At 71.4% G+C, this 15171-nt stretch carries 13 protein-coding genes; 6 read left to right on the top strand and 7 right to left on the bottom strand.

What is annotated here, in order from left to right; translation table 11 throughout:
* Nucleotides 1-152: 152 nt before the first annotated feature.
* Complete coding sequence (locus tag ACZ4N5_RS15320; protein WP_467757570.1) at nt 153-1001, top strand: SCO4651 family lipoprotein; 849 nt, start codon at nt 153-155, stop codon at nt 999-1001.
* Nucleotides 1002-1075: 74 nt separating this feature from the next.
* Here ACZ4N5_RS15320 and mmsA read toward each other — a convergent pair whose 3' ends face one another.
* From mmsA to iolC, 5 genes are all read right to left on the bottom strand, one after another.
* On the bottom strand, nt 1076-2578 hold the full coding sequence (mmsA, locus tag ACZ4N5_RS15315; RefSeq protein WP_467757569.1) for a CoA-acylating methylmalonate-semialdehyde dehydrogenase: 1503 nt from the start codon (nt 2576-2578) through the stop codon (nt 1076-1078).
* Between the two features lie 14 nt (nt 2579-2592).
* Entirely contained in the window at nt 2593-4476 is a 1884-nt protein-coding gene (iolD, locus tag ACZ4N5_RS15310; protein ID WP_467757568.1) for a 3D-(3,5/4)-trihydroxycyclohexane-1,2-dione acylhydrolase (decyclizing), read from the bottom strand.
* Nucleotides 4473-5315 carry a 5-deoxy-glucuronate isomerase gene (gene iolB, locus ACZ4N5_RS15305; protein ID WP_467757567.1) on the bottom strand — a complete coding sequence of 281 codons (843 nt, stop codon included), beginning with the start codon at nt 5313-5315 and terminating at the stop codon, nt 4473-4475. Before iolB ends, iolD begins: the two co-directional genes overlap by 4 nt.
* A gap of 7 nt (nt 5316-5322) precedes the next feature.
* Nucleotides 5323-6213 (bottom strand): Cgl0159 family (beta/alpha)8-fold protein, encoded by an 891-nt coding sequence (locus ACZ4N5_RS15300; protein ID WP_467757703.1) that lies wholly within the window; start codon nt 6211-6213, stop codon nt 5323-5325.
* 230 nt (nt 6214-6443) lie between these two features.
* The gene (gene iolC, locus ACZ4N5_RS15295; RefSeq protein ID WP_467757566.1) at nt 6444-7439 is read right to left on the bottom strand and encodes a 5-dehydro-2-deoxygluconokinase; all 996 of its coding nucleotides are present in this window, start codon (nt 7437-7439) and stop codon (nt 6444-6446) included.
* A 129-nt stretch (nt 7440-7568) separates the two neighbouring features.
* Here iolC and ACZ4N5_RS15290 point away from each other — a divergent pair, with 129 nt between their 5' ends.
* On the top strand, nt 7569-8546 hold the full coding sequence (locus tag ACZ4N5_RS15290; RefSeq protein ID WP_467757565.1) for a sugar phosphate isomerase/epimerase family protein: 978 nt from the start codon (nt 7569-7571) through the stop codon (nt 8544-8546).
* Nucleotides 8547-9014: 468 nt separating this feature from the next.
* Nucleotides 9015-9215: a helix-turn-helix transcriptional regulator gene (locus ACZ4N5_RS15285; protein WP_467757564.1), complete on the top strand. Its 201-nt coding sequence runs from the start codon at nt 9015-9017 to the stop codon at nt 9213-9215.
* A gap of 103 nt (nt 9216-9318) precedes the next feature.
* On the opposite strand, the gene ACZ4N5_RS15280 is transcribed toward ACZ4N5_RS15285, so the two are convergent.
* Together ACZ4N5_RS15280 and ACZ4N5_RS15275 are read right to left on the bottom strand one after the other, a co-directional pair.
* The gene (locus tag ACZ4N5_RS15280) at nt 9319-10362 is read right to left on the bottom strand and encodes a zinc-dependent alcohol dehydrogenase family protein (RefSeq protein ID WP_467757563.1); all 1044 of its coding nucleotides are present in this window, start codon (nt 10360-10362) and stop codon (nt 9319-9321) included.
* A 43-nt stretch (nt 10363-10405) separates the two neighbouring features.
* Nucleotides 10406-12805, bottom strand: a complete 2400-nt coding sequence (locus ACZ4N5_RS15275) for an MMPL family transporter (protein ID WP_467757562.1) — start codon at nt 12803-12805, stop codon at nt 10406-10408.
* A 165-nt stretch (nt 12806-12970) separates the two neighbouring features.
* On the opposite strand from ACZ4N5_RS15275, the gene ACZ4N5_RS15270 reads away from it, so the two are divergent.
* The 3 genes from ACZ4N5_RS15270 to ACZ4N5_RS15260 all read left to right on the top strand — a co-directional run bounded on the left by ACZ4N5_RS15270 (nt 12971) and on the right by ACZ4N5_RS15260 (nt 15138).
* The gene (locus ACZ4N5_RS15270; protein ID WP_467757561.1) at nt 12971-13645 is read left to right on the top strand and encodes a TetR/AcrR family transcriptional regulator; all 675 of its coding nucleotides are present in this window, start codon (nt 12971-12973) and stop codon (nt 13643-13645) included.
* Nucleotides 13646-13853: 208 nt separating this feature from the next.
* A complete protein-coding gene (locus tag ACZ4N5_RS15265) occupies nt 13854-14804 on the top strand; it encodes a PrsW family intramembrane metalloprotease (protein WP_467757560.1) in 951 nt (316 codons plus the stop codon).
* A 94-nt stretch (nt 14805-14898) separates the two neighbouring features.
* On the top strand, nt 14899-15138 hold the full coding sequence (locus ACZ4N5_RS15260) for a heavy-metal-associated domain-containing protein (RefSeq protein WP_467757559.1): 240 nt from the start codon (nt 14899-14901) through the stop codon (nt 15136-15138).
* Nucleotides 15139-15171: the final 33 nt, after the last annotated feature.

Raw genomic sequence — 15171 nt, 5'->3', positions numbered from 1 at the left:
CCGTTTCGTCACCACATGACGAGAACAGCAGTCGCGGCGCTGAAACTCGCCAGAATTGGTCCGCATTCCGGACGGCTACCGGCGCGTAACCGTGTCAGTGCCTGCCCATAGAGTCCTGCTCCACAGAAGAAGCACGGACAGGGGTGGGGAACATGCGTTACGTGCGGGGCGTGGTCTGGGCCGGAGTGGCCGCGGCGGCGCTGGCCGGGACGACCGGATGCAGTGCGGAGACCACGAAGAAGACGGCCGAGGTGGTCAGCCACGCCGACGCGATCATGGCGGCGCTGGGGCGGGCGACGGACCGGACGGAGGCCCTGGGCTCGGCCCAGGTCAAGATGACCACCGAGGTGAACGGCGGCGCCCCCATAGCCGCGAAGGGCACCTACTCCTGGGGAGACGGCTTCGCGTACGACGTCGAGATGGACACCAAGGCCGCGAAGATGGAGGCGGTGACGGACGCACCGTCGATCCGCACGCTCCTCGTGGACGGCGCCTACTACTACGACACCGACCCGCAGCCCTCCGGCCCGCTCAAGGGCAAGGAGTGGATGAAGGTCGACGGGTCGGCCGTCTTCGGCGAGAAGGGCGCCCAGGCGTTGAGCGGAAGCTCGAACAACGGCAGCCCGGCGGCCATCATGAAGGGCCTGAAGTACGCGAACGACGTCGAGGACCTCGGCAAGGAGACCGTCGACGGAAAGCGCACGACCCACTACCGGGCCGTGATCGACAAGAACCACATGGGCAAGGCCAAGGACGCCCTCGCGTCCGGGGACGAGAACACCCTCTTCGACTCGGTGACCGGTGGCGCAGACTCGATCACGATGGACGTCTGGGTCGGCGCCAAGGACCTGCCGGTCCGCCTGAAGGATGTGCTCGGCGCCGTGACGATCACCATGGACTTCGAGAAGTTCGGCGCCACCGCGGATGTGAAGGCCCCGCCGGCCGCGCAGACCGGTGACGTCACCGAGCTGATGAAGAAGGCCGCCGCTCAGCAGCAGTAGGCCCCGGACGGCGGGAGGCCCGGAACACGACGGTGCCCCGCCCCCGGACGGGGGCGGGGCACCGGGGTGACGCCTCAGTGGTTGCGCGGGAAGCCCAGGTCGACGCCTGCGGGCGCCTCGGACGGGTCCGGCCAGCGGGTGGTGACGACCTTGCCGCGGGTGTAGAAGTGCGTGCCGTCGTTGCCGTAGATGTGGTGGTCCCCGAAGAGGGAGTCCTTCCAGCCACCGAAGGAGTGGTAGCCGACGGGCACCGGGATCGGCACGTTCACGCCGACCATGCCCGCCTCGATCTCCAGCTGGAAGCGGCGGGCGGCGCCGCCGTCCCGGGTGAAGATCGCGGTGCCGTTGCCGAAGGGGGACGCGTTGATCAGCGCCACTCCCTCGTCGTAGGTGTCCACGCGCAGCACGCACAGCACCGGGCCGAAGATCTCGTCCTTGTACGCGTCCGCCGTCACCGGTACCCGGTCCAGGAGCGAGAGGCCGATCCAGTGGCCGTCCTCGTGCCCCTCGACCGTGTAGCCCGTGCCGTCGAGGACGACCTCGGAGCCCTGGCCGGCAGCGCCCTTCACGTACGACGCCACCTTGTCGCGGTGGGCGGCCGTGATGAGCGGGCCCATCTCGGAGGTCGGGTCGTTGCCGGGACCGATCTTGATCTTCTCGGCGCGCTCGCGGATCTTGGCCACCAGCTCGTCACCGATCGAGCCGACCGCGACGACCGCGGAGATCGCCATGCAGCGCTCGCCGGCCGAGCCGTACGCGGCGGAGACGGCGGCGTCCGCGGCCGCGTCCAGGTCGGCGTCCGGCAGGACCAGCATGTGGTTCTTGGCGCCGCCCAGGGCCTGGACCCGCTTGTGGTTCGCGGCGGCGGTGGTGTGGATGTAGCGGGCGATCGGGGTCGAGCCGACGAAGGACACCGCCTTGACGTCCGGGTGCTCCAGGAGCCGGTCGACGGCCACCTTGTCCCCGTGCACGACGTTGAAGACACCGTCGGGCAGACCGGCCTCGGCCAGCAGCTCGGCGAGCTTCATGGCGGCCGACGGATCCTTCTCGGACGGCTTGAGGACGAAGGTGTTGCCGCACGCGATGGCGAGCGGGAACATCCACATCGGCACCATGGCCGGGAAGTTGAACGGCGTGATGCCCGCGACGACACCGAGCGGCTGCCGGATCGACGCCACGTCGACCTTGGAGGCCACCTCGGTCGACAGCTCGCCCTTCAGCTGCACGGTGATGCCGCAGGCCAGGTCGACGATCTCCAGACCGCGCGCGACCTCGCCGAGCGCGTCCGAGTGCACCTTGCCGTGCTCGGCGGTGATCAGCTCGGCGATCGCGTCCCGGTTGGCGTCGAGCAGCGCGCGGAACTTGAACAGGATCGTGGACCGCTTGGCCAGCGAGGACTGTCCCCAGGTCGCGTACGCGTCCTTCGCGGCGGCGACCGCGGCGTCGACCTCGTCGACGCTCGCGAACGCGACCTTGGTGGTCACGGCGCCGGTCGCCGGGTCGGTGACCGGCCCGTACGTACCCGACGCACCCTCGACGGTCTTGCCACCGATCCAGTGGTCGACGGTCTTCGTCATGGCCATGCACTCCTTCACAGATGGCGGCGTCGGGCGGCGACGTGCCGGTCGTACTCCTCACGTGCCTTGACCGCCGACGATCGGGTCGCGGTCTCGGCCACAGGTACATCCCACCAGGCTTGGGCCGGAGGCGCGCCCGACACTGTGTCTGCCGTTTCGGTCTCCACGTAGACACAAGTGGGAGTGTCCGCCTCGCGCGCCTCGGCCAGGGCCGCCCGCAGGTCACGCACGGTCTTCGCGCGTAGGACCCGCATGCCCAGGCTTGCCGCGTTGGCCGCGAGATCCACCGGCAGCGGTGCCCCCGTGTATCTGCGGTCCTCGGCCCGGTAGCGGTACGCCGTGCCGTACCGCTCGCCGCCCACGGACTCGGAGAGACCGCCGATCGAGGCGTACCCGTGGTTCTGGAGGATGATCACCTTGATCGCGACACCCTCCTGGACGGCGGTGACGATCTCGGTCGGCATCATCAGATACGTGCCGTCACCGACCAGCGCCCACACCGGCCGGTCCGGGGCCGCCATCCGTACCCCGATCGCGGCCGGGATCTCGTAGCCCATGCACGAGTAGCCGTACTCGACGTGGTACTGGTCCCGCGACCGCGCCCGCCACAGCTTGTGCAGGTCGCCGGGGAGCGACCCGGCCGCGTTGATCAGGATGTCGTCCTCGGTGACCAGCTCGTCCAGGACACCGAGGACCTGCGGCTGGGTGGGCCGGATGTCGATGTCCTCGGCCTCGTAGGCCGCGTCGACGCGGTACTCCCAGCGCTCCTTGTCGTCCGTGTACTCGGTGACGTACGCGGGCTCGGCGCGGTGCTTGTGCATCAGCAGCGCCTCGGTGAGCGCCTCCAGACCGGCGCGCGCGTCGGCGATCAGCGGTATGCCGGCGAGCTTGTGGCCGTCGTACGGAGCGATGTTGAGGTTGAGGAAGCGGACGCCCGACGCGCCGAACAGGGTGCCGGAGGCGGTGGTGAAGTCGGTGTAGCGGGTGCCGACTCCGATGACCAGGTCGGCGGTGCGGGCGAGCTCGTCGGCGGTCGCCGTGCCGGTGTGGCCGACGCCGCCGACGTCCTGGGGGTGGTCCCAGCGCAGCGAGCCCTTGCCCGCCTGGGTGGAGGCGACGGGGATGCGGGTGGCGGAGGCGAGTTCGGCGAGCGCCTCCTCGGCGCGGCTGTGGTGGACACCGCCGCCCGCGACGATCAGCGGGCGCCGGGCCTCGCGGACCGCCGCGACGGCGCGCGCCAGTTCGCCGGCGTCGGCCGCCGGGCGCCGCACGGCCCAGGTCCGCTCGGCGAAGAACTCCTCGGGCCAGTCGTACGCCTCCGCCTGCACGTCCTGGGGCAGCGCGAGCGTGACGGCGCCGGTGTCGACGGGGTCGGTGAGCACGCGCATCGCCTGGAGGGCCGCCGGGATCAGGGCCTCGGGGCGGGTGATCCGGTCGAAGTACTTCGACACCGGGCGCAGACAGTCGTTGACCGACACATCCCCGGCGAAGGGGACCTCGAGCTGCTGGAGCACCGGATCGGCGGGGCGGGTCGCGAAGACGTCGCCGGGCAGGAGCAGCACCGGGAGGTGGTTGATGGTGGCGAGCGCGGCGCCGGTGACCAGGTTGGTGGCGCCGGGCCCGATGGAGGTGGTCACGGCGTGCGCCGACAGCCGGCCGCACTGACGCGCGTAGCCGACCGCCGCGTGCACCATGGCCTGTTCGTTGCGCCCCTGGTGGTACGGCATCTCGTCGGCGTACTCGACGAGCGCCTGGCCGATCCCGGCGACGTTCCCGTGGCCGAAGATGCCCCAGGTGGCGCCGATCAGCCGGCGGCGCGCTCCGTCCCTTTCGGTGTACTGCGCGGCCAGGAACCGCACCAGCGCCTGCGCGACCGTCAGCCTCGTCGTCGAGGTCATCGGTATCCCCCTGTGCTCTCTGCGTGTCCCGGGTGGAAGCGGATCCGCCACTCCCTGTCCCCTCCCGGGCCCGCCATGACGTTGAGGTAGTACATGGCGTGACCGGGCTGGGCGATGGACGGGCCGTGCCATCCGTCGGGGACGAGGACGGCATCGCCGGAGCGGACCTCGGCGAGGACGTCCGAACCGCCCTCACGGGAAGGGAATACGCGCTGATAGCCGAAACCGTTCGGGCCGTCGATCTCGAAGTAGTAGATCTCCTCCAGCCGGGACTCGACGCCGGGGAGGTGTTCGTCGTGCTTGTGGGGCGGATACGAGGACCAGTTGCCGCCGGGGGTGATCACCTCGACGGCGATGAGCCGGTCGCAGTCGAAGACGTCCGCGGCGGCGAAATTGCGCACCTGGCGCGCGCAGTTGCCGCTGCCGCGGTCTTCGACGGGAACCTCCGGCGCGGGGCCGTAGCGGGCGGGGAGTCGGCGCTCGCACTTCGCTCCTGCCAGGGCGAAGCGGCCTCCCGCGCCGGAGGCGATCTGGGCCCGGGCCTCACGGGGAACGTACGCGAAGTCGGAGACTCCGTCGAACACACTCCGTCTGCCCAGGAGTTGGAACTCTTCCTCGTCCATGCCGTCTTTGGTGCGCACCGTGCAGGCGCCGCCGAGCGGGAGCACGATCCACTCGCTGTCCCCGGTGGTGAACGTGTGGGTGCCGCCGGGTGCCAGCTCCACGATCCGCAGGCTGCTGTGGGTCCAGCCGGCCCGTACGGGGTCGATGTCGAGGGCGTAGTGGGTGTCGGCGGTGGTGCCCTTGGGCACGTACAGCTCGTTGCTCGGACGACTCATGCGGCCCTCACAGAAGTCCTACGGCGGTGTCCACGGCCGCGGCGACATCGCCGTCCGCGGGGTACAACAGCGAACGGCCCACCACCAGGCCCTGCACGGTAGGGAGTTGGAGCGCCCCGCGCCATTTCTCGTAGGCGCCCTCCTGGTCCTCGCCGACATCGCCGCCGAGCAGGACGGCGGGCAGCGTGGAGGTCTCCATGACGCGGGCCATGTCGTCGGGGTTCTCGGTGACGGGGACCTTCAGCCAGGTGTACGCCGAACTGCCGCCCAGGCCGCCGGCGATGGCGATGGACTTGGTGACGGCCTCGGCGCTCAGATCGTTGCGCAGGGTGCCGTCGGCCCGGCGTCGGCAGAGGAACGGTTCGACGAAGACCGGGAGTTGCCGTTCGGCCATGTCGTCGATCACCCGGGCGGTGGACTCCAGGGTGCGCAGCGAGCCCGGGTCGTCGTAGTCGATGCGCAGCAGCAGTTTGCCCGCGTCGAAGCCGAGCCGCTCGATGTCCTTCGGGCGGTACCCGGTGAACCGGTCGTCCAGCTCGAAGGCGGAGCCCGCGAGTCCGCCCCGGTTCATCGACCCGATGACCACCTTGCCGTCGAGCGCGCCGAGGAGCAGCAGGTCGTCGAGTATGTCGGCGGTGGCGAGCACGCCGTCGACCCCTGGGCGGGAGAGCGCGAGACACAGCCGCTCCAGCAGATCGGCGCGCCCCGCCATGGCCAGCTTCCGGTCGCCGACGGACAGCATGCCGCGCGCCGGGTGGTCCGCGGCGACGATCATCAGCCGCCCCGAGCCGTCGACGAGCGGCCGCCGCACCCGTCGCGCGGCGGCCTCCGCGATCGCCTCGGGGTGACGGGCCCGGACCTGGACGAGAGCGAGGACGTCGACGCGGGGGGACGGCAGGCGCAGACGGTCGTAGGTGGTGGGGGTGACGGGGGTGGCGGTGAGCGGTTCGGTGGGCGGGGTACCGGCGGCGGCCCGCCGCGCGGGGGTGGCGGGTGAGGGGCTGTGCGCGGGGGTGCCGGAAGACTCCTCGTGCGCGGGGGCTGTCGTGCGGGCCCGATCGGCCGTCTCGGCGGCCGGAGGTGTGTCGCCACCCTGTTCGTGGTGGGCTCCCCCGACCTGGCCCGCCCTCATCGCACCGCTCCGGCGGTGAGGGCCTGTTCGACCTCGTGCGGGGTGGGCATCGCGGAGGAGCACTCCAGGCGGGAGGCGACGATGGCGCCCGCCGCGTTCGCGTGGCGCATGATCCGTTCCAGGTCCCAGCCGGCGAGCAGTCCGTGGCAGAGGGAGCCGCCGAACGCGTCGCCCGCGCCGAGGCCGTTGAGGACCTCGACCGGGAGGGGCGGGACCTCGGCGGTGGTGCCGTCGCGATGGACGGCGAGGACGCCCTTGGGTCCCTGTTTCACCACGGCGAGTTCGACACCGGTTTCGAGGAGGGCGGCGGCAGCGGCGTGCGGTTCACGCTCTCCGGTGGCGATCTCGACCTCGTCGACGTTGCCGACGGCGACGGTCGCGTGGCGCAGGGCCTCGGCGTAGAAGGGACGCGCCGCCGCGGGATCGCTCCAGGCCGCGTCCTTCGGGCCTGTGCCGTTCCAGGCTGTGTCGTTCCAGAACATGGGGCGCCAGTCGAGGTCGAAGACCGTCGTACCGGACCGCGCCCGGTGGGCCAGTGCGGCGAGCGTGGCCGTGCGGCTGGGCTCCGCGCAGAGTCCCGTGCCCGTCATCCAGAAGACGCGGGCGTCACGCACGGCGTCGAGGTCGAGTTCGCGGGCCTCGATCTCCAGGTCGGGGGCCTTGGGCTGTCGGTAGAAGTAGAGCGGGAAGTCGTCCGGCGGGAAGATCTCGCAGAAGGTGACGGGGGTCGGCAGCCCGGGGACCGCGGTGACCCAGCGGTCGTCGACGCCGAAGTCGCGCAGCGCCTCGTGCAGATAGGTTCCGAAGGGATCGGCACCCGTCCGGGTGATGACGGCCGTACGCCGTCCGAGCCGCGCGGCGGCCACCGCGACATTGGTCGCCGAGCCGCCGAGGAACTTGCCGAAGGAGGTCACCCGGGACAGTGGGACCCCCGTCTGCAACGGGTAGAGGTCCACACCGATCCGCCCCATGGTGATCAGCTCGTACGCCATCGAGTTCCCTTCCCTGCGGTCCCTGCGGCTGCCCCCAGGTCTAGTGCCGCACGCGAAGCCTGTCAACGTTTTGTCCAGACATTCGGACGACGCTTGACACCTCTCCGGAGCCGCCCGAAGCTGACGCCCATGACGTCGTTGCCACCTCAGTCATCGCCGCGGTCACAGCCCGAGCCCTCGTCGGAGTCGTCACCGAGGTCGTCGCCTCCGTCCTCACTGTCGCGCATCCGGATCGGTTCGGCTCCCGACTCCTGGGGCGTCTGGTTCCCCGACGACCCGCAGCAGGTCCCCTGGCAGCGCTTCCTCGACGAGGTCTCCGGATCCGGCTACGAGTGGATCGAGCTCGGCCCGTACGGCTACCTGCCCACCGATCCGGACATCCTCAGGGAGGAGACCGCCCGGCGCGGGCTCAGCGTCTCGGCGGGCACGGTCTTCACCGGGCTGCACCGGGGTCCCGACGTGTGGGAGTCCACCTGGGCGCACGTCTCGGACATCGCGGCGCTCGCCCAGGCGACGGGCGCGGGGCATCTCGTCGTCATCCCGGCCTTCTGGCGGGACGACAAGACCGGCGCGGTGCTGGAGGACCGCAGGCTGACGCCGACCCAGTGGCGCCATCTGACCGCCCAGACCGAGCGGCTCGCCCATGAGGTGCGGGAGCGCTACGGGCTGAGGATCGTCGTCCATCCGCACGCCGACACGCACATCGACAGCGAGGAGAACGTCACGCGCTTCCTCGACGCGACCGACTCCTCGCTGGTGTCGCTGTGTCTGGACACGGGCCACTACGCCTACTGCGGCGGCGACAGCGTCAAGCTCATCGAGACGTACGGCGAACGCATCGGCTACCTCCACCTCAAGCAGGTGGACCCGCTGGTGCTGGCCGGCGTACGGGCCGAGGAGCTGCCGTTCGGGCCCGCCGTCGCGCGCGGCGTGATGTGCGAACCACCGTCCGGCGTACCGGCGCTGGAGCCCGTCCTCGCCGCCGCGCAGCAGCTCGGTGTCGAGCTCTTCGCGATCGTCGAGCAGGACATGTACCCGTGCCCGCCGGACAAGCCACTCCCGATCGCCCGGCGCACCCGGGCGTTCCTGAGGTCCTGCGGGGCGTGAGAACCACACCCCGCCGACCCGCCGAGCGCTCGGACCCGGCGGGTCGCCCGCCTCTCCCGCCTGCTCCTCCCGCTCCTCCCGCGCGCCCCTGCCGGCGCCGGGCGGTGGCGGCCGGCGGAGAGGCGGACGACGTCGGGCATCGGCCCGCGAGGAGTCACGGAAGTCTTCTCGCGGGCGAGCACAGAGACCGTTGCGCGGACAACAACGGCAGAAACCGTCCACCGAGGACGGCACCGGCGACTCTCCGCCCCTCGGCGGCCAATGCGTCACTCGTGTCACAAAAACCACGCCTGTGTCACACATGTCGCGTATACGCGGGTCTTACGTCACACCCGGTCAACAGCCACAGCCCAGCGCTCACTCTGCGTCGTTCACCTGGCACACGCTTTGTGATCACCAGCGCAGCGCCCGGCTCCCCCGACGACCGTCCCAGGCCGCCGCCGCGGTGCGCGCAGGGAGGTGCCACTCATGACCGACCGCAGGCTCTGGTCGTACAAGGAGATCGCCGCGCACATCAAGGTGCAGCCGGACACCGTCCGGTCCTACCGCAAGCACGGGCTGCTGCCGCCGCCCGACCACGTCGAGGCCGGAAAGCCCTACTGGTACGCCGACACCGTCCGCGCCTGGGTCGCCTCCCGCCCAGGAAACCGAGGCAGAAGGGACGCCTGACCGGATCCCGGCGAAACCGGTGCCCCACCCAGGGTGGGGCACCGTCCGACCGGACTGCCCTCACGCCGGCTTGATTCCCGGCACCCTCACTGCTCGACGACCGTCACCTCCACGGCTCGATGACCGTCACCCCCGCACCCGGCGCCGATCCCATGGCGGCCAGGGCGGCGGGTGCGGCGTCCAGCGGGATGGTGGCGGTCACGAGGAGGTCGGGGCGCAGTGCGCCGGCGCGGACCAGTTCCAGCAGGGGCGGGTAGGCGTGGGCCGCCATCCCGTGGCTGCCGAGGATTTCGAGTTCGAGCCCGATCACCCGGGCCATCGGGACCGGGGTGGCGCCGGTCGGCGAGGGCAGCAGGCCGACCTGGACGTGGCGGCCTCGACGGCGCAGACCGTTGACCGAGGCCGCGCAGGTGACGGGCGACCCGAGGGCGTCCAGCGACACATGCGCGCCACCGCCGGTCAGTTCGCGGACCGCCTGTGCCGGGTCCGCCACGGCGGAGGCGTCCACGCACTCCGCCGCCCCGAACTTCCGTGCCAGGTCGAGCGCCGCGGGTGACACGTCGACTGCCACCACTCGTGCACCGGACGCCGCCGCGATCATCACCGCCGAGAGGCCGACGCCGCCGCAGCCGTGGACCGCGACCCACTCCCCCGCGGCCGTCCTCCCCTGCGCGACCACCGCGCGGAACGCCGTGGCGAACCGGCAGCCCAGCGAGGCCGCCGTCGCGAAGGACAACTCCGGCGGCACCGCGATCAGGTTCACCTCGGCGTGGTCGAGCGCCACGTACTGGGCGAAGGAGCCCCAGTGCGTGAATCCCGGCTGGGTCTGCCGCTCGCACACCTGCTGGTCGCCCGCCGCACACGCGGGACAGCTTCCGCAGGCGCAGACGAACGGGACGGTGACCCGGTCGCCGGGGTGCCATCCCGTCACCCGGGCGCCCACCGCCTCGATCACCCCGGCGAGTTCGTGGCCCGGCACATGCGGCAGCGTGATGTCCGGGTCGTGGCCCATCCAGCCGTGCCAGTCGCTCCGGCACAGCCCGGTGGCCTCGACCCGCACCACGACCCCGTGCTCCGCGGGCGCCGGGTCCGGCGCGTCCCGCACCTCGGCCGGCTCCCCGTACCGCTCGAACACCACTGCCCGCATCGGCTCCCGCCCTCCGCTCGGAGATCAGCTTCCGCGGCGAACGCTATCCGCGCGCCTCGGCCTTGTCCCGACCCGGCTCCGCCTCCGCGTCCGGCACCGACTCCGCCGCCGGTACGGACTCCGTGTCCGGGTCCGCCGCCGATGCCGACTCCCCGTCCGGGTCCGCCGCCGATGCCGCGTCCGGGGCCGGTTCCCGTGCCGCCCCCTCGCTGAGTCCGAAACGGTCGTGGAAGCGCCGCAGGGGTCCTGGCGCCCACCAGGTGGCCCTGCCGGTCAGACGCATGACCGCCGGGACCAGCAGGCTGCGGACGACCATCGCGTCCATCAGCACGGCGAGCGCGACGCCCAGTCCGAGCATCTTGGTGTTGGCCACCCGGGAGGTGCCGATGGCGACCATCACCACGGCGAGGATGACCGCGGCGGCGGTGATCAGCCCGCCGGTGCGCTGGAGCCCGAAACGGACCGCCTCCCGGTGATCGCCGGTGTGGTCGTACTCCTCCTTGATGCGGGAGAGAAGGAAGACGCCGTAGTCCATGGAGAGGCCGAAGGCGACGCAGAACATCAGGACCGGGAGGGTCGTCTCGATCGAACCGGAACTGGTGAAGTCGAGGAGGCCGGAGAGGTGGCCGTCCTGGAAGACCCAGACCACCGCACCGAACATCGCCGTCAGGCTGAGCGCGTTGAGCAGGACCGCCTGGACCGGGATCAGCACGCTCCCGGTCAGCAGGAACACCAGGAACAGCGTGACGATCGCGATGAACGCGGCCGCCCACGGGAGCCGGTCGGCTATCGCGTGCTTGGAGTCGACCAGGACGGCCGCCGTGCCGGTCACGGAGGTGTCGAACGGAGCGTCCGCCGCCCGGAGTTCGCCCACCAGCCGCTGGGCCCCCTCGTCCACGGCCTCACCCTTCGGCAGCACCGAGAAGTACGCGGCGTCGCCCTTCACCAGGGGCCCGTCCACGCGCAGCACCTCGGGCAGCGCGGCGATCCGCTCCCTGTACCGGGCGTACTGGGTGTCGGTGGCCGGGCCCTCGGCCAGGACCTCCAGAGCGCCGCCGGGGCTTCCCGGGAAGCCGTCGCGGATGTGCTGCTGGACGATGTGCGACTCCGCGCCGGAGGGCAGCTGCCGGTCGTCGGCCGTGCCGAACTTCACGCCCACGAAGGGCAGTCCGAGGACGATGAGGCCGGCCGTGGTGGCCACCGCGAAGAGCGGTGCCCTGCGCATCACGAGGGAGGCCATACGTCCCCAGAGGGCCCCGCCGCCGGCCGGATCCGGCCTTCCGCGCCGGAACAGGCGCCGCAGGTCCAGGGAGTTCACCCGGTCGCCGAGGAGCATCAGTGCGGCGGGGAGCAGGATCAGGGCTGCGGCCGCGGCCAGCAGCACGACGGCGATGCCCGCGTACGCGAAGGAACGCAGGAAGTACTGCGGGAAGACCAGCATCGCGGCCAGCGACACGGCCACCGTGAGGGAGGAGAAGAGAACGGTCCGGCCCGCGGTGCGCAGGGTGATGCCGACCGCGGTGCGCGGTGGGGCGCCGGTGGCCAGTTCCTCGCGGAACCTGCGGACGATGAACAGGGCGTAGTCGATGGCGAGACCGAGACCGAGCGCCGTCGTCAGGTTCATCGCGAACACCGAGACGTCCGTGACCTCGGTGAGTCCGCGCAGCACGGCGTTGGTGCCGAGGATCGCGATGATCCCGACCCCGAGCGGGAGCAGGGCCGCGACAGCGCTCCCGAAGACCATGACCAGCAGCAGGAGGGTCACCGGAAGGGCGATCATCTCGGCCCGGGTCAAGTCCTCCTTGATGGTCGTCTGCATCTCGTGCCGCACGGCGATCGGTCCGCCGATCTCGACCTCGACGGGGCCGCTCTTCCCCCGGTAGGAGGGTGCGAGTCGGTCCAGGGTGCCAGCCGCGGCCGTCTCGTCGCCGGTGATCCGGGCGGCGATCAGCGCCTCGTGGCCGTCGCGCGCCTTCAGCGCGGGTGAACCGGACTGCCAGTAGGAGCCGACGCCGGTGACGCCGTGCTCGGCGGCCAGGCGCGTCGTTATCCGCTTGGCCTCGGCGGCGACCGCGGGGTCGTCGACCGAGGCTCCGCCCGCGTCGAGGAGGAGCAGCAGATTGGGCTGCGAGGCGGGGAACTCCCGCTCCAGCGCCTTGGTCGCGTAGGTCGACTGCGCGGTCGGGTCCTCCCAGCCGCCGCTGCCGAGCCGGTCCGCGACCCCGCTGCCGACGACCACGGCGAGCGCGGTCAGCAGGAGGGCGACGAGCAGGGAGAGCCGTGGCCGCGCCGTGACGAACCGGGTCCATCCGCCGAGCCGCGCACCCCCGCCCGTACCCCCACGGGAGCCGTCGCCCGTACTCCTGCCCGTACCCCCGCCCGAGCCCTCGCCCTCGCTTGGCCTCGCCCCGGGCCCGTCATCCGCGCCGTTGACTTCGGACATGATGCGGTGTCCCCTTCACCGTGATCCGATGACCCGCATCCGTGCAGGCGTCATGGATCGCCCATTGCCATAGAATGGCAAACACGAGTCATCGCTCGCGTTTTTCAAGAATGCGAGCGACCACTCGTATTTGTCAATCGCGTCCCGAGAAGCTGGGGATAACCCGTGCCCGAGAAGCAGCAGACCGAGGAGTCGCCGACACGGCAGCAGCGCGCCGAAGAGAAGCCGCGCCGCCGCCAGGCCCGCGGCGAGCGCCGCATCGCCCAGCTCCTTGAAGCGGCGGCCTCGGTGTTCTGCCAGTCCGGCTACACGGCGGCGAGCACCAACGCCATCGCCCGCGAGGCAGGCGTCTCACCCGGCACGCTCTACCAGTTCTTCCCGAACAAGGAGGCCATCGCAGTCGGCCTCAGCGACCAGCTGCTGGAGCACTGGGCACAGTCGCACGGACAGGCGCTCGCCCCGGAGAACATCGGCCTCCCGCTGGACCGGATGCTCGACGCGATCCTCGACCCGCTGATCGCCTTCAACGTCGAGAACCCGGCCTTCGCCGTCCTGATGCACGGCCCCGACGTACCGGGAGCGATCATCGAGGAGATCGGCACCGTCCACTGCACCCTCCTCGCCCGCGTCGAGGAGATGATCGCGACCCGCGTGCCGGACATGCCGTCCGACCAGCGCACCCGTACGGCGAACATGGCGCTCCACCTCTTCAAGGCCGGCCTCACGCTGATCATGTCCCACGAGGACACCGAACGGGACGCCTACATCGCGGAGCTGAAGACGGTCATGTACCGCTATCTGGAGCCGCTCCTCGAAGGCGGGCTGCCCGCCGGTCGCTGAGCCGCGCCGGACGGGGGCGGCACCAGCGTTCCGGCCTGCGACATCGGGGACATGTGCCATAAGGTTCGGACAAATCGATCAGTGATCCGCGGTATCGATCCGTCCACGCGCCCCTGTGCCACACACCCACGGGGGTGCCCCGACGCGTCGGAACGCGGGTCCCCCGTCCGAGCCCGCGGGTCAGCCCCCGAGGGACAAAGGGATGGCCGTGACCCAGAATCAGCCACCGGGCGCACCACGGGCCCGCATTCCCGGACCGCAGCAGCCCCCGCCGTCGTACCCCCGGATCCGCGTCGGCCTCTGGAAGCGCTTCCTCGGCGCCGGGCTGGCCCTTTGGGCGCTGACCGCGATCGTCACGTACGCCACGAAGAGCGCCACGCCGCTGCCGACCCTGATCCTGCTCGGCAGCTTTCTGGTTCCCGTCGTCTTCGTGCTCTGGGCGTACGAGCGGCACGGCCGCGACCTGGGCGTGAACCTGATCCTCGGCTGCTTCCTGACCGGCGGCACCCTGGGGGTGCTCGGCGCGTCCGTGATGGAGTACCAACTGCCGCGCCCCTCGCTGTGGATGTACGCCGGAGCCGCACTGACCGAGGAGGCGGTGAAACTCGGCGCGCTGATGTACGTGCTGCGCCGGCACACCCGGATCCGCGGGCCGCGGGCCGGCCTGGCGCTCGGCGCGACACTCGGGTTCGGCTTCGCGGCCCTGGAGAGCGCGGGCCACGCCTTCGACGCGGCCGTGTCCCTCCAGGGCGTCGATCTGCGCACGCTCCTGGAGACCGAGATCCTGCGCGGGGTGCTCACTCCCTTCGGACACGGCCTGTGGACCGCGGTCACGGGCGCGGCGCTGTTGGCGTACCGCCGCCCGAACGGGCACTTCCGGTTCACCGCTCCGGTGCTCGGCAGCTGCCTCGGCGTCTGCGTGCTGCACGCCCTGTGGGACTCCACGCACGGGATCGCGCTGTGGCTGGTGTCCCGGCTGAGCCGTGCGGGACTCGACCGGACGCTGTTCGGTCCGGGCCGGCTGCCGCGGCCGCCCGGCGGACAGGACCACCTCTTCACGCTGTTCTCGCTGGGCGGCCTGTTCCTCGTCTCGCTCGCGGGGGTGGCCTGGGCGCGCTCGCTGGCGCGCCGCGACACCACTTGGAGAAATACCCCCTAGGGGTATAGTGTGGTGAACATCGAGGGGAACCCTGGGTTCCCAGGGATCCCTCCCGCACCCGCACGCACCGGACGCCTCGACGAGGAGTAACGCCATGACCGCCCAGACCGGCACCCCGGGTTCCGTCACCACCGTCTACCAGGTGAGCGGCATGAGCTGCGGACACTGCGAAGGCTCCATCAGCGGCGAGATCTCCGGGATCTCCGGTGTGAGCTCGGTCAAGGCCGTCGCCTCGACCGGCGAGGTCACGGTCGTCTCCGAGACCGCGCTCGACGAGAACGCCGTCCGCGCCGCCGTCGACGAGGCGGGCTTCGAGCTCGTCGGCCCGGCCTGAGCGGGACCCAGCAGCTCTTCTCCTCCGCACCGG

The organism is Streptomyces sp. NPDC026500 (assembly GCF_055567635.1).
Note: the sequence above shows the minus strand (reverse complement) of the source record. Positions and strands in the feature narration are given on the sequence as shown.